The sequence below is a fragment of the Bacillus sp. G1(2015b) genome (assembly GCF_001482475.1).
Lineage (GTDB): Bacteria > Bacillota > Bacilli > Bacillales > Bacillaceae > Bacillus > Bacillus safensis.
The window spans coordinates 373933-396308 of record NZ_LKIC01000004.1 but is presented as its reverse complement, the minus strand read 5'-3'; the positions used below and the strand labels follow the sequence as shown (position 1 = coordinate 396308).

Annotated in this window: 23 protein-coding genes; 15 read left to right on the top strand and 8 right to left on the bottom strand. The window is 40.0% G+C overall.

The genetic code is table 11. The features are described 5' to 3' along the window. Positions 1–99: 99 nt before the first annotated feature. Positions 100–900 carry a CAP domain-containing protein gene (locus AMR95_RS05585; RefSeq protein ID WP_039178119.1) on the bottom strand — a complete coding sequence of 267 codons (801 nt, stop codon included), beginning with the start codon at positions 898–900 and terminating at the stop codon, positions 100–102. Positions 901–1237: 337 nt separating this feature from the next. On the opposite strand from AMR95_RS05585, the gene AMR95_RS05580 reads away from it, so the two are divergent. Both AMR95_RS05580 and AMR95_RS05575 read left to right on the top strand, forming a co-directional pair. Continuing rightward, the gene (locus tag AMR95_RS05580) at positions 1238–3364 is read left to right on the top strand and encodes a peptidoglycan D,D-transpeptidase FtsI family protein (RefSeq protein WP_058837786.1); all 2127 of its coding nucleotides are present in this window, start codon (positions 1238–1240) and stop codon (positions 3362–3364) included. Between the two features lie 156 nt (positions 3365–3520). Next, positions 3521–5350, top strand: a complete 1830-nt coding sequence (locus AMR95_RS05575; protein WP_058837785.1) for a PAS domain-containing sensor histidine kinase — start codon at positions 3521–3523, stop codon at positions 5348–5350. Positions 5351–5375: 25 nt separating this feature from the next. Here the strand turns inward: AMR95_RS05575 and AMR95_RS05570 are convergent, their stop codons facing one another. After that, positions 5376–6545 (bottom strand): aminotransferase A, encoded by a 1170-nt coding sequence (locus AMR95_RS05570; RefSeq protein WP_058837784.1) that lies wholly within the window; start codon positions 6543–6545, stop codon positions 5376–5378. Positions 6546–6838: 293 nt separating this feature from the next. On the opposite strand from AMR95_RS05570, the gene AMR95_RS05565 reads away from it, so the two are divergent. Then, positions 6839–7723, top strand: a complete 885-nt coding sequence (locus AMR95_RS05565; protein ID WP_058837783.1) for a cation diffusion facilitator family transporter — start codon at positions 6839–6841, stop codon at positions 7721–7723. Between the two features lie 63 nt (positions 7724–7786). On the opposite strand, the gene AMR95_RS19205 is transcribed toward AMR95_RS05565, so the two are convergent. Beyond that, the gene (locus AMR95_RS19205; protein WP_180272403.1) at positions 7787–7939 is read right to left on the bottom strand and encodes a hypothetical protein; all 153 of its coding nucleotides are present in this window, start codon (positions 7937–7939) and stop codon (positions 7787–7789) included. A gap of 301 nt (positions 7940–8240) precedes the next feature. Between AMR95_RS19205 and AMR95_RS05560 the strand changes: the two genes are divergently transcribed. The 3 genes from AMR95_RS05560 to AMR95_RS05550 all read left to right on the top strand — a co-directional run bounded on the left by AMR95_RS05560 (position 8241) and on the right by AMR95_RS05550 (position 11197). Next, the gene (locus tag AMR95_RS05560) at positions 8241–8780 is read left to right on the top strand and encodes an RDD family protein (protein WP_058837782.1); all 540 of its coding nucleotides are present in this window, start codon (positions 8241–8243) and stop codon (positions 8778–8780) included. A 124-nt stretch (positions 8781–8904) separates the two neighbouring features. Continuing rightward, a complete protein-coding gene (locus AMR95_RS05555) occupies positions 8905–10215 on the top strand; it encodes an MFS transporter (RefSeq protein ID WP_058837802.1) in 1311 nt (436 codons plus the stop codon). A 73-nt stretch (positions 10216–10288) separates the two neighbouring features. Continuing rightward, complete coding sequence (locus AMR95_RS05550) at positions 10289–11197, top strand: chemotaxis protein (RefSeq protein WP_024424709.1); 909 nt, start codon at positions 10289–10291, stop codon at positions 11195–11197. 36 nt (positions 11198–11233) lie between these two features. On the opposite strand, the gene AMR95_RS05545 is transcribed toward AMR95_RS05550, so the two are convergent. Further along, positions 11234–11695 carry a YkyB family protein gene (locus AMR95_RS05545; protein ID WP_008356877.1) on the bottom strand — a complete coding sequence of 154 codons (462 nt, stop codon included), beginning with the start codon at positions 11693–11695 and terminating at the stop codon, positions 11234–11236. Positions 11696–12009: 314 nt separating this feature from the next. Here AMR95_RS05545 and AMR95_RS05540 point away from each other — a divergent pair, with 314 nt between their 5' ends. Beyond that, positions 12010–12441, top strand: coding sequence for a hypothetical protein (locus AMR95_RS05540; protein ID WP_046310795.1), 432 nt, complete (start codon positions 12010–12012; stop codon positions 12439–12441). A gap of 139 nt (positions 12442–12580) precedes the next feature. Here the strand turns inward: AMR95_RS05540 and AMR95_RS05535 are convergent, their stop codons facing one another. From AMR95_RS05535 to AMR95_RS05520, 4 genes are all read right to left on the bottom strand, one after another. Further along, entirely contained in the window at positions 12581–12796 is a 216-nt protein-coding gene (locus tag AMR95_RS05535; RefSeq protein WP_039178134.1) for a hypothetical protein, read from the bottom strand. A 196-nt stretch (positions 12797–12992) separates the two neighbouring features. Then, positions 12993–14270, bottom strand: a complete 1278-nt coding sequence (locus AMR95_RS05530; RefSeq protein WP_039178137.1) for an MFS transporter — start codon at positions 14268–14270, stop codon at positions 12993–12995. A 73-nt stretch (positions 14271–14343) separates the two neighbouring features. Beyond that, a complete protein-coding gene (locus tag AMR95_RS05525; protein ID WP_058837781.1) occupies positions 14344–14841 on the bottom strand; it encodes a L,D-transpeptidase family protein in 498 nt (165 codons plus the stop codon). 156 nt (positions 14842–14997) lie between these two features. After that, entirely contained in the window at positions 14998–15855 is an 858-nt protein-coding gene (locus AMR95_RS05520; protein WP_047203677.1) for a metallophosphoesterase, read from the bottom strand. A gap of 138 nt (positions 15856–15993) precedes the next feature. Between AMR95_RS05520 and fadH the strand changes: the two genes are divergently transcribed. The 8 genes from fadH (at position 15994) to AMR95_RS05480 (ending at position 22362) form a co-directional block, all read left to right on the top strand. Next, complete coding sequence (gene fadH / locus AMR95_RS05515; RefSeq protein ID WP_039178144.1) at positions 15994–16758, top strand: 2,4-dienoyl-CoA reductase; 765 nt, start codon at positions 15994–15996, stop codon at positions 16756–16758. Positions 16759–16822: 64 nt separating this feature from the next. Further along, on the top strand, positions 16823–18043 hold the full coding sequence (locus AMR95_RS05510) for an EAL domain-containing protein (RefSeq protein WP_024426863.1): 1221 nt from the start codon (positions 16823–16825) through the stop codon (positions 18041–18043). A 423-nt stretch (positions 18044–18466) separates the two neighbouring features. Then, entirely contained in the window at positions 18467–19363 is an 897-nt protein-coding gene (locus AMR95_RS05505; protein WP_024424718.1) for a manganese catalase family protein, read from the top strand. Between the two features lie 184 nt (positions 19364–19547). Further along, positions 19548–19790, top strand: coding sequence for a YkuJ family protein (locus AMR95_RS05500; RefSeq protein ID WP_003212254.1), 243 nt, complete (start codon positions 19548–19550; stop codon positions 19788–19790). A 146-nt stretch (positions 19791–19936) separates the two neighbouring features. Further along, positions 19937–20452 carry a ribonuclease H-like YkuK family protein gene (locus AMR95_RS05495; RefSeq protein WP_039178147.1) on the top strand — a complete coding sequence of 172 codons (516 nt, stop codon included), beginning with the start codon at positions 19937–19939 and terminating at the stop codon, positions 20450–20452. A gap of 149 nt (positions 20453–20601) precedes the next feature. After that, positions 20602–20793: an antirepressor AbbA gene (gene abbA / locus AMR95_RS05490; protein WP_003210802.1), complete on the top strand. Its 192-nt coding sequence runs from the start codon at positions 20602–20604 to the stop codon at positions 20791–20793. Between the two features lie 146 nt (positions 20794–20939). Further along, a complete protein-coding gene (gene cbpB / locus AMR95_RS05485) occupies positions 20940–21383 on the top strand; it encodes a cyclic-di-AMP-binding protein CbpB (protein ID WP_047203681.1) in 444 nt (147 codons plus the stop codon). A gap of 97 nt (positions 21384–21480) precedes the next feature. Beyond that, positions 21481–22362, top strand: coding sequence for a LysR family transcriptional regulator (locus AMR95_RS05480; protein WP_024424721.1), 882 nt, complete (start codon positions 21481–21483; stop codon positions 22360–22362). Positions 22363–22376: the final 14 nt, after the last annotated feature.

Sequence of the window (22376 nt, the reverse complement as noted above, 5' to 3'; positions counted from 1 at the left end):
CCTATGTGGAACAGTTTGCAGCGTGTAAACAAGCCCTCGCATTGCTGAAAAAGTAGACAAATTAAAAACCTGTCCCAAATAAGGACAGGTTTTTTGATATTATTTTCCGATGAATTGCTGCGTCCAGTAGTTGCCAGATTTCACATAACCAACACCGATATGTGTATAGCTTTTGTTTAAAATGTTCGCTCTGTGGCCTTCACTGTTCATCCATGCTGTCACAACTTCTTGAGGAGATCTTTGACCTTGAGCAATGTTTTCACCTGCTGATTTGTAAGTGATACCGAATTGCTTCATTTGATCAAATGGAGAGCCATAAGTTGGGCTTGTATGAGAGAAATAGTTTTTATCTTTCATATCTTGAGATTTTGCGCGAGCAGATTTGCTTAATTTAGAATCCACAGAAAGTGCCTTTAAGCCCTGTTTTGCACGCTCTTTATTTGTAAGCTCGACCACTTCTTTTTCAAATGCATTTAAGCTGCTGTCTGCTTTTGATGCATTTGTGTCTTTTTGGTCAGCTTTTGTGTTGCTATTGCTGTTTGTGTTTTCTTTTGCTGGAGTGCTTGGTTTAGAAGCAGTTGGTTTTTTCACTGATTCTTGTTTTTGTTCTTGTTTTGCTTTGTTTACTTCTTTTACTACTTTTGTTCCAGTAACAGGCTGGCCGCTTTTGATCAGCTTGTTTAATAGAGCTTCGATCTCTTTTTGATTTGACTTGCTTAGCTTGTTTACATCTGAAGAGATATGTAATTTTGCTGCTAATGTATGAAGATCAATGGCTTGATGCTGTACGTTTATCACTTGTTTCAGGTTAAGCTCCTTCGCATCAGCTGAATGTCCCCCAGTGAATGTGATGAGTGCAGCAGCTGTCAGCGCTGAAAAAAAGAATGATTTCTTCTTCATATTGTAACTCCTCCTAAAATCTTTGTTTTGTTTTCTCACAAAAAATCATACCATGGACTTTTTGTTATAAACGTACCAGCATCCTCCATTGACAATACCAGTTTGTCATTTTTGTTAAAGTCATAGTAAGAGCCGCTTCATATCAAAGGATGGGGTATCCTTCCATTTAAAGAAAACGACATAAACATACCAATATTTTAAAGTGTTAGTATATTTTTTTGCAGATTAGGGATTGACAGCTTTTTTTCACTCGTTTCGCTGTAACAACTATTACAAAAGTGTTACAATAATGAGTGGTAATTGTAAAAGATTGAAAAGGATGAGAGGAGCTACATAAGTGGGAGAGAAACAGCATCAAGGTGCTGCCGAGCAGAAAAAAATGAAGCGCCGGAACGCCTGGAGGATTAATCTCTTTTTCTTCGCTGTATTTAGTTTATTTGCTGGACTTGTGATCAAGCTTGGTGTGCTGCAAATCGTCAATGGTGAAGATTATAAAAAGCAAGCCAACCGAACAGAGGTCAAAACGGCATCATACCCGTCTCCAAGAGGAAAAATGTATGACGCGAGAGGAAGAGTCGTCGTTGATAACGAAAGTGTACCTGCCATCGTTTATACATCAGAAAGCGGTGTGAAAGCGAAGGATAAGATTAAGGTAGCAAGAAAACTTGCGACTTATATAAAAATGGATACTGATTTTTTGAGAGAGCGTGACATTCGGGATTTTTGGCTGGCGAGCCATCCGAAAGAAGCGGATAATCTCATTTCAAAAGCGGAGAAAAAGGATATCGATGCAAAGGATGTCTATCCGCTTCAAGTAGAGCGTGTCCCAAAGAAAGAAGTCAAAGCGATCGAAAAGGATGCGGAGGAAAAAGCTGTTGCAGCGATCTACCGTAGATTTACAGGCGGATATGCCTTTGAACCTCAAATCGTGAAGGCAATGGACCCAAACGAAGAGAAAAAAGGGGACGAAAAAGTTGCTTTACTCGATGAAACGAAAGAATCAAAACAGACTTCATCCGTGAGTTTGACATATGAAGAGATTTCACTTGTCTCAGAGCATCTTGATGAACTGCCAGGTGTGAACGTCATCAACGACTGGACAAGAAAATATCCGTATGAAAAGACCCTTTATAATGTACTTGGCGGTGTGACCACACCAGAGCAAGGAATTATTAAAGAACGTGAAGATTACTATATGGCAAGAGGCTACTCGCGAAATGACCGTGTAGGGAAGAGCTATTTAGAATATCAATACGAGGATTTTCTAAACCCTGAGAAAGCGACCGTTCAATATACACAGGTTGGCGGGAAGCTGCTCGATGAAATCAAGCGGACAGAAGGACGAAGAGGACTTGATCTTGCGCTGACATTTGATATGGAGCTGCAAAAGGAAGTCGACAAAATCGTCGAATCAGAGCTTAGATCGGCCAGTGCGAGAAACTATATGATGGATCGTGCCTTTGTCGTCATGATGGATCCTCACACAGGGGATGTTCTCGCCATGTCGGGCAAGAAAATGGATGGCAGAGACGTCACAGATTATGCGATCGGAACATTTACCACCCAGTACGAAATGGGCTCTGTTGTCAAAGGAGCCACAGTACTTGGCGGTTATCAGGACGGGATGTCACACAACCAGGCCTATATGGATACACCGCTCTTTTTTGCAGGAAGTAAAGGAAAACCGAAGCGGTCTTACAAAGATCTTGGATGGGTTAACGACATTCAGGCACTCCAAAAAAGTTCCAACGTCTACATGTTCCAAGTAGCGATGAGAATGGCGGGCATCACCTATCAAAAGGATGGTCCGTTACCTGCAAGGCCTGAGCACTTACAAAAAATGAGAAACTACTATGCGCAATTCGGTCTTGGCGTAAAAACAGGGATCGACCTGCCGCAGGAATCAAGCGGGATGCAGACGCATCCTAAGACGGTCGGCGGACTCTTGCTTGATGAAGCAATTGGTCAGTATGACACGTATACACCGCTCCAAGTGGCACAATACATGTCGACAATTGCCAATGGAGGGAGCCGTATTCAGCCAAGAGTAGTGAAAAGTGTTCATCTTCCAACGAAGAAGGATGAAGTAGGCCCAGTCGTAAAAAAATATGAGCCGAAGGTGCTGAACACGATTAACAACTCGAAAGCGGATATTGACCGCGTAAAAACAGGACTGAAAATGGTCACATCAACAGGCGGAACTGCCGCTGGTCGGTTTGGTCAGCATGATGTCGCAGGAAAAACGGGTACAGCGCAAACCTTCTACTATGGCGCCAACCGCAGCTGGTGGGGGAATGCCACGTACAATTTAACCTTTGGAGGATATTATCCTTCTTCTAATCCAGAGGTGGCGTTTAGTGTCGTGACACCTTATGTTTCAGATAAAGATCCTGTCATTAAAAACATCCCAAGTAAAATTGTGGATAAGTACGTTGAATTACAAAAGAAATATGAAAAACAATAAACCGCAGGGAGCACAGCAGCAGAAAGTGCTCCCTTTTTGCTGAAAATATGGACGTTTCCCTCGATGACAGAAGGAAAATACGGGTTTTCTAGCGAATCTTTTTTATACATCAATCTAAGGACAACCCTAAAAAATGAAAAGGAGGGTCGGACGACGATGGAACAACAAATGAAAGATTCGAATCAATTGTATTCGAACATCGATTTACATGCCGTTCTTTCTTCTAATGGCCGCTTTCTCTACATTTCTTCCAACTGTAAGCAGCTTTTGCTCTATGAACAAAAGGATTTACTAGGGTGTTTTTTGAAAGACTTTGTTCATACCGAAGATCAATTTCTCGTCGAAAGTTATTTTTACAATCAGCACATGCTAGAGGTTTGCCACTTTAGACTGCTAAGAAGTGATCTGACAGCTGTATGGGTCGAAGCAAGCATTGATTTTGTTGCTTGTGATGGGTTAGACAACGAAGTAAGTAGAGAAATGATCCTGAAAATGAGGGTGCTGGATACTAAGCCCCAAAAAGCAGCATTTCAAGAAGTATCAAAAGTAGCAGAACAGTCGCTAGGCAGTCTGCCGGCTTTCCAAAATGTTAGTGAAGCTGAACAATTGATTGCCATGCTGCCAAATCCGTTATGTATTACGACTTTAGGGAAAATTGTGTATGCAAATGATGCGATGCTGCAATTAATGGGGGTAAGTGCAAGAGATGACATGATCGGCAAGTCCGCGTTTGATTTTATTGCTGAAGAGTACCATGATATTGTCAGAAGCCGCATAACAAGGCTGCAGCAAGGCCTTCCAGTCGGAATGATTGAACAGATATGGAAGCGTCAAGATGGGAGCAGTATTCATATTGAGGTAAAGTCATCACCGACGATTTATCAAAATCAGCGGGCAGAGCTTTTGCTGCTCGTGGACATCTCATCCCGTAAAAAATTCCAAACTGTTCTTCAAAAAAGCCGGGAAAGGTATCAGCTGCTCATTCAAAACTCCATTGACACGATTGCGGTCATCCATGATCACAAATGGGTGTTTATGAATGAATCAGGTATTAAATTATTTGAAGCCGAGCATTACGATAAATTAATAGGAAAGGATATCTTTCATCAAATTCATTCCTGTGATCAGCAGAAGGTCAAAAAGAGCTTATCTCGTATTATTGAAAGAGCATCAGATTCCGAGATTGTCACGATGAGCTGTCATACATTTAAGCATAAGCTGATTTATACAGAAATGGTCTGTATCCCAACTACATTCTTTGGAGAAACAGCGGTTCAAATTATTTTAAGAGATATATCCGAACGTAAGCAGACAGAAGAGCTCATGCTCCGCTCAGAAAAATTATCGATCGCAGGTCAATTGGCGGCTGGCATTGCACATGAAATCAGAAACCCATTAACCGCCATCAAAGGCTTTTTACAGCTCATTAAACCGAAAACAAAAGATCGCGATCAATACTTCGAGATTGTTTTCTCTGAGCTGAGCCGAATAGAAATTATTTTGAGTGAGTTGCTAATGCTGGCGAAACCGCAGCAAACGTCCTCAATGCAGACGCTTGATTTGAAAAAAATCATCAGCGAAGTTACGGCTTTGTTAGAAACACAAGCGAACTTAAATGGCATTTTAATGAACACAAGTGAGATAGAGGAAGGTCTCCTGATGAACGGGGATCAAAATCAGCTCAAGCAAGTGTTTATCAATTTAATCAAAAATGCCGTAGAATCCATGCCGGACGGAGGAAAGGTAGACATCACGGCTAAAGCAGAAAGTGATGGAATACTTGTCACCATTCGTGATGAAGGGGTCGGCATTCCAGAAGCGGTGATGAAACGGATTGGAGAGCCCTTTTTAACCACAAAGGAAAAAGGAACTGGGCTTGGCCTTATGGTCACATTTAATATTTTAGAAAATCATAATGGGACGATCCGTGTGGATAGTCAGCCTGAAAAGGGCACCGTATTTCACATCATGTTTCCTGCAAAATAAAAACAACGGCAAGAGAGCCGTTGTTTCAATCTAGCGAATGAAGGGAACGTTTTTCAAGTACAAATTGTTCTAGCCGGTCAAGTCCTTCTTTCAGCGTTTCAAGTGAATAAGCATAAGACAGGCGCACATACCCTTCGCCGAGTGGAGAGAAAGCAGAGCCTGGGACGACCGCAAGTCTTGTACTTTCTAACAGCTCCATGCAAAAATCAAAGGAACTCATCCCAAACGATTCAATGGATGGAAATATATAAAAAGCGCCAGAAGGTTTAATCACCGGAAGCCCCATAGAAATGAGCCGATCATATACATAATCGAGTCTTTTCTTATATTGCTCTCTCATGATCAGTGCATCATCCACACCATTTGTCACAGCTTCAAGTGCCGCCTTTTGTGAGACAGCCGAGGCACAAGACACGTTATATTGATGTACTTTTAATACATGTTTAGCAATTGGAGCTGAAGCAAATAAAAAGCCAATTCTCCATCCAGTCATGCTATGAGATTTAGACAGTCCATTGATGACAATGGTCTGTTCTTTTAAGAAAGAGGCAATTGAATGATGCGGCCGGTCAAATGTCAGCTCACTGTAAATTTCATCGGATAAAATAAAGATGTCTTTTCCTTCAAGGAGCTGGGCAATTTCTTTCAATTCTTCTTCTGAAAGCGTGACACCAGTCGGGTTTGAAGGGTAAGGAAGAACCACACACTTTGTCTTTTCCGTTAACGCATCCTCAATCAGCTTGGCATTCAATTTAAAGCCGGCATTCGTTGTGTCGATATGTACAGGTACTGCACCGCACATTCGAATGATCGGTTCATATCCGGGGTATACAGGTCCAGGTAAAATGACCTCGTCGCCTTCTGTTAAAATGGTTCGAAACGCAGCATCAATTGCTTGACTTGCACCTGTTGTCACAATGATTTCTGACTCTGCATCATAATCAAGATTCACTTTCTTCTTGATATAATGCTGGATCGCTTGTCTTAGCTCTAAGAAACCAGCATTGTGAGTGTATGAGGTGAAATTCTCGTCAATGGCTGCTTTGGCAGCTGTTTTGACATGATGCGGCGTATAAAAATCGGGCTGACCTATCGTCAATGAAACGACATCCTCATATGACGATACGAGATTTGAAAATGTTCGAATGCCTGAAATTTCAATATCCTTTACTCTTGGATTCAGCAAATGCTCCATTTCTCATCACCTTAAAAATTTATGTTTTTATCCTATTTTACCATTCACTGCATAAATGTCACCTGCGAAAGGCACTGGATAGCGTTATATGTAGTCTATTCTCCTATCCATCACCGCATGAGTGATATATTGAAGAAAGAGCAACATTTATTATAGCGTAACCTCAAGAGAAAATACAGGCTGTGATGAGAATGATTAGAAAACGGCAAAACTGCGTAAACTGAAAGAACGTGAGAATCATGGTCATGGGAATGGCTTTCATAGACATACGATCTCCTAAAGGAGGACGATAGATGGAACAATCAGCGAAGACATCGAAAATCGCGTTTCTATCCGTGCTGAGCAACACATTTGTTGTCATCTTAAAAATCATTGTAGGTCTCTTAACCGGATCTGTTGCGGTTTTATCAGAAGCCATTCATTCGTTTCTCGATTTAATGGCGTCGTTTATTGCATTTATTTCTGTTCGTATTTCAAGAAAGCCAGCAGATTCTAAACATCCTTATGGACATGGAAAAGTCGAAAATATTTCTGGAACGATTGAGACCCTGCTGATATTCGTTGCTGGCATTTGGATTATATACGAATGTGTTCACAAATTAATGCATCCAGAGCCAGTTAAGCTACCCGTGCTTGGCATTGTGGTCATGCTGCTAGGCGCGCTCATCAATTTTGTTGTATCGAGGATTGTGAACAAAGAGGCTGAGCGAGTACATTCAGTCGCCATGAAATCAAATGCATTGCACCTTTTAACGGATGTGTATACGTCACTAGGGGTGGCATTCAGTTTATTGCTTGTAGCATTAACCGACTGGTATTTCCTAGATCCGATAATTGGAATGATTCTGGCCTTCTTTATTATGCGTGAAGCGTTTAAACTCATGAAGGAAGCCTTCCCGCCGCTTGTTGATGCTCGTTTAACACCAGAGGAAGAACAATCAATTGAATCGATCATTCAAGGATTCAGTCAAGAATTTATTGAATATCATGACTTTCGAACAAGGCGGTCTGGTGCAGAGGAATATATTGATTTCCATTTGATTGTAGATGGAAAGACAACCATTGAAGATGTTCACCAATTATGTGATCGAATTGAAGAGAAGATTCAGCTCGAATTTCCGCATGCGCAAATCTTTATTCATGTGGAACCTGAAAGTGAAAGAAGTTTACAAACGTAAAAAAGGCGATCAACCTATTCTCAGGTTGTATCGCCTTTTTTACGCTTCATCTATGAAATGAAATCAATATCCATAAGCAGTATCGTAGTCTTCGTACCAAGAGATATAAGCTGTGTCATCGTTTGACAAACCATGCTTCATATCTAAATAATCAGCTTCGCAAATATCTTCAATTACAGTCATTTCGTTGTTCTTTAATAATACAACAGTTCCCATCATGAACACCTTTCTTTAAAAAATCCTTGACTATTGTACCATTTGAAGAATCAATGTCAACAGAATAATGGAAACAAGACGAAAATATCACAAAATGTTAAAAAATCAGGAGGTAAAAGAACTAGAAGTGCCATGATTTTCACAAATTTTCAGTATTTATTCACATAAATCATTTAGGTCAAACTGATCTAAAATGTATGTAAAAGTGTAAAGCTGCATTGATCTTGCTATATTCATAGGATATAATAACGAATGATTATAAGAAATTTATAGAAAACATACATAATAAAGGAGAAATAGGATGGAAACCAACATAACAGAACCACACATTCAAGAAAAGAAGCATCCTGAGCTAGCAGGCGTAGGCTATCGTTTTCTTGCACATCTTTTGGACGGTATCATTATCGGAGTACCAATTGCTTTTATCATGTTTATTTTGGCGTCAGTCTTTTTTGTCTCAAGCCCAGGTGCAGCTCTGATGATGGATGACGACAGTTATTACTATTCTTCAACCGTCATAACGGATGAGGAATGGGAAGCTATTATGGGACTGATCATTTTCTATATAGGGGCAGTCTTGATGGGGACCGTGGTGACATGGCTTTATTACGCCATCATGGAATCATCAAAATTACAAGGAACACTCGGGAAGATGGCTCTTGGCATCAAAGTCACAAAAGTCACAGGCGAAAAGGTCACATTCGGGCGTGCAACTGGCCGCTTCTTTGCAAAAGGCTTTTTGTCTCCGATCTTATATATTGGATATATCCTTGCTTTTTTCACAGAGAAAAAACAAGCACTTCACGATTTGATTGCAAGTACAATTGTTGTGAAGAGATAATGAAAAAAGCACCTCTGCTATATGGTAAGAGGTGCTTTTTTTCATAGATTATTGTATGGAAGAGGGAAACACCACATAAAATAGAATGATAGTGCAAAAAGAGGCAGAGAAGGGAGACAATCGATTGAGAACAGGAAAAAAGACCGCACAGAAAAAAGGGGCAGGCTTCGGGCTGTTTTTGACAGCACCTGTGTTAGCTTGGGCGTTGTATGATTTTGCAAATACGATCTTTTCATCAAATATGATCACCATTTTCTTCCCGTTTTACTTGCAGGAAACGATCGGGGACAGTGCGAGAATGGACCAGATCGCAAGTACCTTTATTTCTTATGCAAACGCATTAGCCAGCTTTTTTCTCGTCATTTTTACACCTTTATACGGAGTGCTGATTGATCGTACAGGAAAAAAGAAACGCTACATTACTGTGTTTACGTTCATATGTATTGCTTGTACGGTGTTGATGGGGATTTTTGCTGGAATTGATTTCTCAAGTGAATGGTTTGGGCTGCCTGTTTCTTTATTGGTCGTGGTTACCTTGTTTGTGATCGCAAAGTTTTTCTATCATTCTAGTCTTGTTTTCTATGACACCATTTTGCCCGATCTTGGGACAAAGGATGAAATCCCGCTTATTTCTGGATTTGGTATCGCCGTTGGCTATTTAGGGACACTTGTCGGCCTCTCTGTTTATTTACTTGTCGGCAATGACCAGTTTCATGAAGCATTTATCCCAACAGCTCTTTTATTCCTTCTCTTTTCCCTACCCTTTCTCTTTTTTGTAAAAGATCCTCATCCGCTGCCTCAGCAAGAGAAAAAGACATCTTTTTTCAGCGGGTATAAAGAGATTGTTCACACGTTTAAAGAGATGAAAAGGTACAAGCCAGCTTTTATTTTTATGATCGCCTTCTTTTTTATGAATGATGCCTTACAAACAGCAATTGCGATGATGGCTGTTTATGCCAAAATCATTATTGGCTTTACAGCTGGGCAATTTATTTTACTCTATCTTGTGTCGACCATTTCAAGTATCATTGGCTCCTTTCTGTTTGGTTATATCACAAAAGCGATAGGGGCAAAACGCTCGATCACCGTCGTGTATGTCATTTTAATTGTGGCGCTCATTCTAGCTGTGACAGCGACAACCGAATGGGTCTTCTGGGTAGCTGGCAGTTTATTTGGGATTTCACTTGGCGCAAGCTGGGGGGCATCACGAATCTTGATTATTGAACTAACCCCGAAGGAAAAGCGAGGACAGTTTTTTGGCCTCTTTGCCTTCTCAGGAAAGGTGTCTTCCATTATTGGGCCCATTATTTATGGCTCAGTTACCCTGCTGTTTGCAGAGCACGGAAATCTCGCAAGCCGCCTTGCACTAGGGTCTTTGCTCATCCTTGCATCGATAGGACTTGTGATTCATCAATTCGTTCGAGAGAAAGCGTAAAGAAACGTCAACTTTTTACCTATGCTGCCGATATAAAAAGTACAATCTAATATTGAAGAATAGAGGGATTTCCGTGGCTTTAAATAAACAAGAAATTTTACTTGACTCTGGTACCAATGAATTGGAAATTGTGAAGTTTGAAATTGGTGCAAATCAATTCGGCATTAACGTCATGAAAGTAAGAGAAATCATTCAGCCGGTTGAGGTGACGGTTGTACCGCACTCTCACCAAGATGTAGAAGGGATGATTAGTTTACGAGGCGAGATTTTACCAGTCATCAATCTATTTTCCTTTTTTAATGTCGAGTCAGATCAGTCGGAACAAGAGAAATATATTGTGACTGAATTCAACCAACGGAAATTTGTGTTCCACACAGGAACAGTATCACAAATTCACCGCGTCAGCTGGGAAGAGATTGAGAAGCCGACTGCACTGAATCAAGGGATGGACCGTCATTTAACGGGCATCATTAAGCTTGATGAAAAAATGATTTTCCTTCCAGATTACGAAAAAATCATTTATGATATTGAATCCGCTTCAGGTGTTGATACGTATCATATGTTTGACGGTGAGAAAGACGAGAGAAGAACAGGGAAGAAGCTGTATGTCGTTGAAGATTCTCCGCTTCTCATGCGTTTATTAACAAATGAATTAACTGAAGCAGGCTATAAAAACATTGTGACCTTTGAAGATGGCAAACAGGCATATGATCATGTCATGGATCTTGTCAGCAAAGGAATCAGTGTGACAGAAGAAATTGATATGATTATTACGGATATTGAAATGCCTAAAATGGATGGCCACAGGCTAACAAAACTGCTGAAGGACAATCCTTTAACAAATTCTATTCCGATTCTTATTTTCTCTTCGTTAATTACTGAAGATTTGCGTCATAAAGGGGAAACGATCGGTGCAGATGATCAAATCAGTAAACCAGAAATTCATCAGCTGATTGAAAAGGTCGATCATTTTATTATCTAAACAAAAAACCACTCGGCATGAGTGGTTTTTTTCTGTTTAAAAATAACTTTCCCCGAGTCGTTTGAAGACGGGCTTTGTGTAATGTGATTTTTGTTTTGTGGCGGCAGGTTTTTCTTTTAAACCGACATATGTTTGAAGTATTTGTTTTGCTCGGTTTAATGACATATTCGCTTTCGGATTGCGATATGATTGATTTAAATTTCCTAAGTGTGGCAAAAATTCGAAGTCTTCTTTCGTTGGTGGCAGGTGAAAATAATAATCTCCAATTTCAATCAGCACGTCGGACTGTTGTTGACTATACTTGGGATTGTTAGAGAAATGTAGGCCCACTTTTCTTCCTTTACCTTCTTGCAATAGTTTTTGCAGCGCGCGTTTTTTCAAAAGATAAAGAAACTTGGGGTTTGGTGCGGTTTTAGCATGGCGGTTAACAGTATAAATGGCTTTTGCGATGTTTTCTGCTGTAGGTTCTATGTCTTTAGTATGAGCATAATCGTCCATTTTTTCTCTCCTTTGTCTTTCGTCTTCCTGTGCTTAGTATAAATTATACGTTTTTATTAGTAAATTGCAAATAGGGTTATTGTTAAAAGTGATATATGTATTGGACTTCGTCGGCATTTTTTTAAATTATGAACATGACTTGATGTTTATTATAGAAACAAAATGGGATTAAATACGAAAAAAATTATTTATAATATGAAAATTGAATAAATAATTTGGAAAACGTTTTTGTATATTGTAATTCAGAAAGAATTGTTGATCGGAATGTAATAATATTATATAATTTCTATATATTTTAAAAAAAGGGTGATTTTATGAAATTAAGACTAGTAATATCGTTTGTATTTTTATGTGTATCAATCTTTTTTTCTATCGATGCATCAGCTGCTACTAGCAATTGGCAAACCCCTTATTTTGCTAAATCTACATGTAAGGTAAGAGTATGGACAGATGCTACCAATTATTCTAAAAAAGCTAAAACTGTTGATTTTACAATTGAACAAAATGGTAAATGTGGTGAACTAAGATATGATGCTCATTTGTCCCCAATCGGACTCTATACATATACCGCAAAATTTGAAAGAGGGAGTTTTAAATATAAAACCCCGCTGAAAAAATTAAGCTTAAATCTACCAGAATACAAACATAGAGGATATGAAGCTGTTGTACATGTCGATTTATCTAGTAAGAATGGTAAAGATCTAGGGTATGTACAATCTAAAACAATTAATATAAAAAAACGTTAGAAACCTCATAAAAGCTAATAGCTAATATATATAATTCATTCTCCCTTTAATAGGGAGAATTTTTATTTTACAAATTAAAGTTAAATAGGTTTAGATGACTGCAGATTTATCATATGTAAGACAAACATAACATCATGTTTTATTTTGTATGAATAGAATAAGCGCAATAAAAACAACCATTAAAGTCAGTTTCATTCGTCATTTGTTTGGCTTCATCCATGGCGCTTTCACCATTCATGTGCAGGCCAATCAACGTACGGCTTGCAGCATCGCCTAAAAATGCACAATCTTCTGTATGTACAACAAACTGTCCCTGTTCATTTTTAGTATGAATAAAATAGTAACTTTTTAGCATTTCTTTCACCTCCAACCTGACTATCCTACTATAAAACGTTTAAAGATGTAAAGGAATTTAATTGTGAAAAACAAGAAAAAATGGATCAATAAAGCAAGCCTTCAAGCAGATTCTCTCAACAGAGGAAATGCATGAAGGACGTTTCATCCATGAAAAAAGGACTTTCCTGAAAAAGAAAGTCCTTTTTGTTATTTACTTATTGAACTCCCTGCCCTTTTAGTTCACGCTGCACGTCTAAGTCGTCAGCTTCTCTGCTAAACTTTGGCAGTGTAATGAAGTAAAAAAGGAAGACAAGTAAAATAATAAAGCCCATTCCGTAATAAATATAAGAAACATTTGTGATGAGTTTTGGAAATAATACCGCAATCAGACCTAATGTCATCGATTGAGCAAACATAGTGAGCGGGTCAACCCATCCTGACACACGACCCATCAGTCGAGGATGGACGATTCTAGGCAGCCAGCCGCCAATGACAATGTTGACTGGGCCAATGCATGTACCAATGACAAATGACGTGACATAAAACAACCATAAGGTATGGGTAGAACCAAGGACAAAAATCAAAATACCTGCGACCAAAATTGGAATCGACATGAGATATTGCATCTTTACCTTTTTAGCGAGGACAGAGCCCATTAAGCTTCCAACGAGCAAGCCTGCACCGATCGCAATGGTAAAAAAGGATGTATGCAGTTCAAAATGGTCTGGTGAAAGTCCATATTTCATTGTAAACATCGGAAGAACGGCAAATGCACCATTGACTAGACCGAAAACAAAAAAGCCAAAAATTAAAGAAGCCAATAATTTATTTTTTAAAATATACAGGATGCCTTCTTTAAAATCTTTCAGAGACGTTTTGATGGTCATGCCTCTCCAGCCAGCTTGTCCATTTGGCTGACGCGCTTCAATTGGAATGTTACATGAACGAATCAGGATGCCTGAAATAATAAAGCTGACCAAATCAATTGTAATGGCACCGTGAAGTCCAATCGTCTTATACATAATGGCACCAAGTCCAACGCCAAATACCATAAATAAACTAAACAGCATTTGATTTAAGCCAGCGGCTTTTGCATATTGATCTTTATTTAAAATCGCCTGAACGAGAGAAGCTTCAGCTGGATAGAAGAACTTCGTAATGGCACTTCGAATAAACAAGATCAAGAAAATAAGTGGCAGTGAATTAAAATAAATAACGATGAATAATACAATCGTCAGCCCAGCTCGTATCCAATCACAGTTCTCTGCGACTTTTTTACGATCAAAACGGTCTGCGACCACACCGACCATAAAAAAGACAAAGACGGTAGGAAGAGAATACATAAGTTCAGCCAATGTGGCGTATGCGGGCTGATGACTAAAATGGTCGAGCAAATAAAAGGCAAACGCCATATTGCCTACTGTTGTCCCCATTTGCGAAGCAAGTGCCGCAAAAAAGAGACGAACAAAATTTCTGTTTTTAAAAATATCCATAAATACGCTCCTTAACCTGAAGATCCCACTTTATATCATATAAAATTTTAACCATTCGTACAATTGATTTCATCTACTGGCTAATGGTCACAGGTGTTCCGTTTGGAACGAGTGAAGCAAGCTCGATGACATTCTGATTATACATGCGAATGCATCCTCTAGAAACAGCTTTACCAATTGAAGACGGGTTATTCGTACCGTGAATGCCGTAATGAATTTTTGAGAGGCTCAGCCAATAAGCGCCAAAGGGACCTCCTGGGTTTGGCTGTCTGTTGACAATATAATAAGAACCTGTCGGTGTCATATTTAAAATTTTCCCTGTTGCAATCGGATACGAACGAATAAGTTGTGATCCAGAAAACAAAACGAGGCGTTTCGTTGAAATCGAAACAAAGATGCGGTATGGGATCGCATTAGGATCTGGCAAACCAGGTATGATGATGACCTCATTTTGTTCGGGCTCGCGAGCTTGAAGTGACGGATTTGCAGCCTTTAAGGCATCTGTTGTTGTTCGAAAATCAAGCGCTATAGAAGCAAGAGTTTCTCCTCTTTTCACCGTATATCGCAGCACCAAAGTACACTCCTTTTACTCAAATAAAAGAAGCCATGATGCCGTCACTTGACATACTATATGGACGGAATCAGGCCCAGTAAGGTTTCTCCTAACATTTGTCATGAGAAAGAACTTTGATTATACATATGCAGGAGAGGGCGGTTTGGCTTCTATTTATACACGAGATGTAAAGGTAAAAAAGGTTAACTCTGGCTTGGCTAAAAACCGAAGCGGGAGCCGTGTTGTCCCAAGTCCACGGTTGACATAGATGCGTTGCTGATCGCTTTCGTATAAACCTTCTACATATTTACGGCCGTAAGGTGCTGTGAGAATCGGTCCATAGAAAGGCAGCTGCACTTGACCGCCATGCGTATGCCCGGAAAGCTGCAAGTTAATAGGTGTTGTTTTCAGCTCTAATGCTGCATCAGGCTCATGGACGAGCAGCAACGTAAATAAATCAGATGATACTTCCCGTTTGATCAAATCGTAATCAGGCACGCTCATCATAAGATCATCCAGTGCAGCAATCTGAATATGTGCATGATCTTTTTCTAATAGAAACACATCATTTTTACATAATGTAAATCCACAAGCCTCCATTGTTTTCTCATAAAGCTCCACGCCAAATGGTCCGTAGTCATGATTTCCGTAGATGGCGAGTTTACCGAACGGAGCATGAAGCTTATTCAAATAAGTCTTCGCTTTTTCATGCTCTTGGGTGGATGCTTGAAAATCAACGAGATCACCTGTGAACACAATGAGATCTGGAGATGCAGCATTGATTTTCTGAACGATGGCTTCTAGGTCCTTCGCAGGAAATGTATCACTCAAATGAACGTCACTAAATTGAGCTATTTTAAACTGGTCAAATGAAGCTGGAAGCTGAGCATCTTGAATCGTCAGTGACACCGTATCGATCATGCGCGGCTCAATGTACCTGGCATATCCATATCCACAACTTGTAGCCAAAAACCCGAGAATACTCGCACCAGCTGCTCCTTTTAAAAATTGTCTGCGGGAAAGCTGCTTCATATAAGACTCCTTTATAAATAAAATTAAGTATAGCATCATATTTGGATAATCTCCCATATGGTGCACCGAGGGTCAATCATGATATGATAGACAATAATGAATGAATAGTCATTCAAATCATACAAAGGGGGAGAACAAATGACGAAGCAAACAGTGATTGTGACAGGGGGATCAAGCGGTATGGGGAAGGCAATGGCTGCCCATTTGGCAGCTGAAGGCTGGAATGTTGTGATTACTGGTAGAACGGAAGAGACGCTGGAAAAGACGGCAAAAGAAATGAAGCAGAAGGGCGGAGCAGTCGCTTACTTCCAAATGGATGTGCGAAACCCAGAGGATGCTGACCAAATGGTCAAGTTTGCGGTGGATACATTTGGTGATGTCGATGCCCTCATTAACAACGCAGCAGGAAATTTTTTAGTGCCAGCAGAAAAGCTGTCTCCTAACGGCTGGAAAGCTGTGATTGATATTGTGTTAAATGGTACATTCTTTTGCAGCCATGCAGTGGGCAATTACTGGATTCGGCAAAAGAAAAGGGGAAGTATCCTTAACATGGTGGCTACCTATGCATGGGGTGCTGGTGTAGGCGTGGCGCATTCGGCGGCAGCAAAGGCCGGCGTGTTGTCCCTGACTCGAACGCTTGCTGTTGAATGGGGGAGGCAATATCGAATTCGCGTCAATGCCATCGCACCAGGCCCAATCGAGAGAACAGGCGGAGCAGATAAACTATGGGAATCAGAAGAAGCAGCGCAAAGAACATTAGATAGCGTTCCTCTTGGCAGACTGGGCACACCTGAGGAAATTGCAGCGCTTGCGAGCTTTTTATTATCGGAGCATGCGTCTTATATAAATGGAGATTGTATTACGATGGATGGGGGACAATGGCTCAACCAATCACCATTTTGATTGACGATGTAAGACCTGCTTTTGATGTGGTATAATCACACAAAGAGAGAAGCAGGTGATGAAAATGGTCGATCCATTGGATATTTTAACGAATATTGAAGATGTTTTCCCGCACTATCAAGCAATATTCAGTGCGGAAGAGCAAAAAGTGATAGGCTATGAGATTCTAGGAAGAATGAAGCTTGAGTCAGAAACGGTCAGCCTAGGCTCCTTCTTTACGGATTCATCTATTCCTGACGAATATAAATTGGAAGTAGATCACAAAGTACTGACTCAAGCACTTGATCTCTTCACAACAGCAGATGACGATTTGCTCATTTTTATTAATCATGATGCCAATATCCTCATGCTGGATCACGGGGAAAGCTTTTTAGAACTCTTAAAGGAATATGAAGCAAGGGGCATTCAGCTTAACCGGTTTGTTATTGAGTTTGCAGAGCATACGTTTAGCGGCGACATTGAACAGCTATACCATACGTTAACGTATTATCGTACATATGGGATTAAAATCGCTGTCTCAAATATAGGAAAAGAAAGCAGTAATCTGGACCGAATTGCCTTGCTTTCACCTGATTTATTAAAAATAGATTTACAGGCATTAAAGGCATCGGCTCCATCTCCTTCCTATGAATATGTCTTGTACAGCATTTCATTGCTTGCAAGAAAAATAGGAGCTGCTTTAATTTATGAGGACATTGAAGCAAATTTCCAGCTACAGTATGCTTGGAGAAATGGCGGGAGATATTTTCAAGGGTTCTATCTTCATGAGCCTGCAGGAGAATTAATCGATCGAAGCCACCGAAAAGATCAGCTTAGAGAAGAATTCCAGCAATTTATTGCCCATGAGAAAAAGAAGCTGCAAGCTGTCTACGAACATTCTGAAACATTTTATAAACGAATTCATCAAGCTGTTACGACTTTAAAGAAATCGTGCAGCACAAATGATGAGCTCATTCAAAAACTGGCACTTGAACTAACAGATTGCAGTTTTCGGATTTATATGTGTAATGAAGAAGGCTTTCAAATCACTGGAAATGTGTTCAAAAAAGAAGAAGAATGGCTGTTTCAGCCGGAGTATATAGAAAAAAATTGGAGCTGGCGTCCTTATTTCCTAGCAAATATTCTTCAAATGAGAATTAGCGGAAAAGGATTTTTCAGCGATATTTATAGTGATTTAGAAACAGGTGAGAGGATACGTACGTTTTCTTATCCTTTAGAGGGAGATATGTATTTGTTTATAGACCTTCCGTATGCCTATTTATATGAGCAAGATGGATTAATTTGAAGGCCCGGCGTGAAGACTAATCCTCGCATTCTTTGTCAGTCCTGCGTGGCAGTGCTCATGAATGTACAATTCGCTCCGGTACCCGTCCTTCCTAGACTTCAAAGGTTTTCTATACACTGAAATGTAAATAAAAGGAATTTTAGCCTTTTGTCATCAATCTGAGCAGCCTCGTAGGCTGCTTTTTTTGATAGAAAAAAGAAAATTAAAAAATGGTTGACAATGAAACTGATAATCATTATCATTTAGTTATAGAGAGAAGCTACTCTCTGTTCCCCAACCCCTCTATCAGATCAAGATCCAAAAAACTTGGCGCTACCCCCGCCAAGTTTTTTTTGTGCTTCAATCTTTCCCTTCATGCATAGGACAGCCCAAACCCTCCATACATCTTAAGTGATGATAGTTAGACAGTAGGAGGGAAACATCATGATCAAACGTGACACGCGGCTGCTCATTGATTTGCCAAGACCAGATCACCCAGATGCAAATGGTGCCGCTGCTGTGCAAGAATTACTCGGCGGAAAATTCGGTGAAATGTCCACATTAAATAATTATATGTTTCAATCCTTTAACTTTAGAGGGAAACGAAAACTCAAACCGTTTTATGACCTCGTATCCAGTATTACGGCTGAAGAATTCGGTCATGTTGAGCTTGTGACCACAGCCATCAATCTCATGATTACAGGAACTACCCATGGAGGAGATCCAGATACGACGCCGATGAAGGCAGCTGTCGATAAACGAAATACACAGCATTTTATTCAAACAGCCCAAACAGGCTATCCGTTTGATTCAATGGCAAAACCTTGGACAGGAGAGAATGTGTTCTCAAGCGGCAACCTGATTCTTGACCTCCTTCATAATTTCTTCCTTGAATGCGGAGCACGTACGCACAAAATGCGTGTATATGAAATGACGGACCACCCTACAGCAAGAGAGATGATCGGTTATTTACTTGTCAGGGGCGGCGTGCATATTGTGGCATATGCAAAGGCACTAGAAGTCGCTACAGGAGTAGATGTAGGGAAGATGCTGCCAATCCCAAATCTTGATAACAAATACTTTGATTCAGCGAGAAAATTTGAAGATCAGAATGTTCATACAAAGCTGTATACATTTAGTGATACGGACTACAAGGATATCAATAAAATTTGGAAAGGCAGCCACCCGATTGATGGAAAGCCGCTCACAGTCATTGAAGGCACCCCGCAAGGTGCACCTGTGCCAGATTATAGAGAATTACCGGAAGAGTTTGCTCCAGGCATATCAAAAGAGGATTTTGATGAAATTGCGAAACGACTGATGAGATCTGCTGGTTTATAAAAATCATGGTGCATGAGATTAGAAAAAAGACTCAAACTAAAAAAACAGATTCTTTTTCTTTTTTTGAATTCAAGAGGAAAAATATCATCTGAGAACACTTTATGGTATGATGCTTTGTAGGACTTGTGTATAATCAATACGGGTTCATCTTGAGTTGTTTTTTTGAAAGGAGTCTTTTTTTAGAATGTCACAATTAATGGGTATCATTACAAGGCTGCAAAGTCTTCAAGAGACAGCAGAAGCTGCAAACGAGCCGGCACAGCGTTATTTCGAAGTGAACGGTGAGAAAATCTGTAGTGTTAAGTATTTCGAAAAGAATCAAACGTTTGAATTGACTGTTTTTCAACAAGGGGATAAGCCAAACACTTTCCCATTTGACAACATTGATATGATTTCGATTGAGATTTTTGAGCTTCTACAATCCTAAGCTGAATCGTATGAAATGTTTTTTCTGAGGATTCCTTCGTTTATTGCGGCAGCATACATGGATCATCATAGATGATATGTACAAATGGAAGATGATCAATCAGCGCATTTTTCGGATAAGAGACCATTAAAAAGGAGTTCCTTTCTGTGAGTGATTCTTTTTTCTACAATCTTTCTGAAGATCGTTTAGCGTTTTCTGATGTCGTCATGAGAATGAAAGACTTTATTCGAAAAGACCCTAGGTCCGCCTATGTGTTATCAATTGGTACGGACTCTCAGGTCAATCAAAATGTCACAACATTTATGACTGCAATTCATCTCCACCGGATTGGCAAAGGAGCTTGGGGCTGCCTCACACAACAAGTGATTGAAAGACCCGTGCAAAGTCTTAGAGAAAAAATTTCATTAGAGACAGCGTTTAGCCAAAAGGTATGTGCAGACATCCTTGAGGGGCCTTTAACAGAACTGATGGATTTGCTTCTTCCGTTTGCTGAGGAAGGGGCAGACCTTCGTTTTGAAGCCCATCTGGATATTGGCAAAAAAGGAAGTACGAAAGAGCTGATCCAGGAAATGACCGGAATGATCACAGCTATGGGAATTGAAGCAAAAATAAAACCCGACTCATATGCAGCATTTTGCTATGCCAATCGATACACAAAATAAATTCCGTCATTTTTCTCCAAACCTTGTCGAAACGTGCGGTTGACGATTCGATTCTAGTTCCTTATTCTAGCTGTATAGAGAGGAAGCAGACATTCAAAAGCCTGCTAATCAATATAAAAGCATATATGAAACAGGGGGCCTGATGTTGAATGAGCGTCATCGAAAATCGTTTTAATGAAGAAGAGAAAAAGCTATTATTAAACGTATTGCTGAATCAGGAATATGCTGTCGAATTACTAAGCAGTGAGATCAATGATATAGAATGTGGAACAAAAAATGTCGACGACAATACGTATAAGCAATTGATCACATTGTATGACAGAGTAAGGTTTGAGAATTAATATTGGTTTAACATTCTATTAGATACTCGGGGGCTGAGTATCTTTTTTATGCAGAAAAAATCTTTCGACAAAATTCGTTTTAGTTTATGCTTAATCGTAATGGGGAATGTATGATTGATGATTGAGAGAAAAGGGGTCGAAGAAACATGATAGAGATAGAGCCGACTCAATTGCTTGAGTCCACAGTAGCCGAGCATATGATTGATGCAGATAAAGTCGCACATGTTCAAATTGGCAATAACCTTGAGCATGCCCTATTGGTTCTAACCAAAACAGGATATACAGCTATTCCGGTATTAGACGCTTCTTATCATTTACACGGGTTAATTGGAACGAATATGATTATGGATAAAATCTTCGGTTTAGAACGAATCGAATTCGAGAAGCTCGACCAGTTGAAGGTCGAAGAGGTTATGCTGAAGGATATTCCGAGACTCAAAACGACAGATCCTGTACTAAAAGGCGTTCACGCTGTTACAAATAATGGATTTGTTTGTGTAGTAAATGAGGAGCAAGTCTTTGAAGGTATTTTTACTCGACGAGTTGTATTAAAGCGCTTAAATGAGGTCATTCATTCCGCGAAAAAATGAGCTGCAGCCCAGCTTATTTTTTTTTGCCTTCATAAGTTAAAATTTATATAATGAGCATATGAAATAAGAAAAACTTATAGAGAGAAAGGGGACGCCCATGCAGCTTCAGGAGTTACATATGCTTGTTGTGCTAAGTGAAGAATTGAATATGAGAAAGGCTTCGGAACGGCTCTTTGTCTCTCAGCCTGCATTATCGCAAAGATTGCAGACGATCGAAAAGGAATGGGGAACGAAAATCTTTTTTCGTTCACAAAAGGGGCTGACCGTGACTTCAGCAGGTGAACAGATTATCCAATTTGCAAAAGAGGTAACGGTTGAACAGGATCGAGTGAGAGAACGAATTGATGAACTTGAGGGTGACATTCACGGTACACTCAAGCTTGCGGTGGCGTCGATTATTGGACAGCACTGGCTGCCAAAGGTGTTAAAACGGTATGTCGAAAAATATCCAAATGCCAAGGTGTCACTCGTTACCGGCTGGAGCAGTGAAATGCTCAAAAGCTTGTATGAAGACCACGTGCACATAGGAATCATCCGCGGAAACCCTGATTGGAAGGGGACAAAGGAATACTTGATGACAGATCATTTATATTTAGTCGATTCCGTGATCAAGGACGTAGATGAATTAATCAAGACTGAGCGGCCATTTATCCAATTTAAAAGCGACAGCACGTATTATCAGGAAATCCAGCACTGGTGGCATCAAAAATTTAAAGTATCTCCAAAGCAGACGATTTTAGTAGACCAAATTGAAACATGTAAACAAATGGCCTACCACGGCATCGGCTACGCCATTTTGCCTTCTGTTACTCTATATGACCACGAAAAAAGTGTTTATAAAACACCGCTTGTTGATGTGAACGGAGAGCAAATAGGCCGTGACACATGGCTGCTAGGCTATGAAGCGTCTTTTCAGTTAAAACAGGTACAAGCATTTGTTGGTGTGGTTAAAGAAATGCTTGAAAATGATGCCGTGTAAGTACCTTCTTGGAA